1 protein-coding gene is annotated in these 937 nt (G+C 70.1%); it reads right to left on the bottom strand.

What is annotated here, in order from left to right:
- On the bottom strand, positions 1–924 hold a 924-nt coding region (locus V6U77_RS29880), incomplete at its 3' end, for an MDR/SDR family oxidoreductase (RefSeq protein ID WP_334610076.1).
- Between the last annotated feature and the right edge of the window lie 13 nt (positions 925–937).

Here is a 937-nt window from a genome sequence, read left to right as displayed (position 1 = left end):
GGCCCGGCCCTGCAACACCGCGGCCAGGGCGGCCCGGTCGGAAGCGTCACAGGCCACCGCCTCGACGCGGTCGCCGAACTCCGCGCCCAGACCCCCATCCGCTCCGGTACGCGACAGCAGCAACACCGACGCGGGGGTCGTCTCCAGCAGGTGCCGGGCCACCTGCGAACCGAGCACACCGCCACCCCCGGTGATCAGCACCCGCCCCGACACCACCCGCGGCATCGTCACCACGACCTTGCCCACATGCCGCGCCTGCGCCATGAACCGCAACGCATCCCGCGTCTCGCGCGCGTCGAACGGGCGTACCGGCGACAACCGGAAGACGCCCGACGCGAACAGCCCCATCACCGTCCGCAGGATCTGACCGACCCGGGCCTGATCCACCACACCGAGGTCGAACGCGGTGTAGTCCACGCCCTGCGGTTCGCGGATGTCGGTCTTGCCCATCTCCACGAACCGGCCACCCGACTTCAACATCCGCAACGACGCGTCCACGAACTCACCCGACAGCGAGTTCAACACCACATCCACCGGCGGAAACTCATCGACGAAGTCCGTCGTCCGCGACGACGCCAGACGCTGCTGCGGCAACGGCACCGCCGACCACTTCCACGGCGACGCCGTCGCATACACCTCCGCGCCCAGATGCGCCGCCACCTGCACCGCCGCCGACCCCACACCACCAGCCGCGGCATGCACCAGCACCGACTCACCACGCCGCACACCAGCCACATCCACCAACGCATAGAACGCCGTCACGAACGCCACCGGCACCGACGCCGCCTGCACGAACGACCACCCCGCCGGAATCGGCACCAACATGTGCTCGGACACGACCACCACCGACCCGAAAGCACCACCAAACAGGCCGAGCACGCGATCGCCGGGCCGGAACGCGTCCGACGCCGACTCCACCACCACCCCGGCACCCTCC

The sequence above is a fragment of the Micromonospora sp. CPCC 205546 genome (assembly GCF_036902715.1).
Lineage (GTDB): Bacteria > Actinomycetota > Actinomycetes > Mycobacteriales > Micromonosporaceae > Micromonospora.
This window is presented reverse-complemented; position numbering and strand designations above follow the sequence as displayed.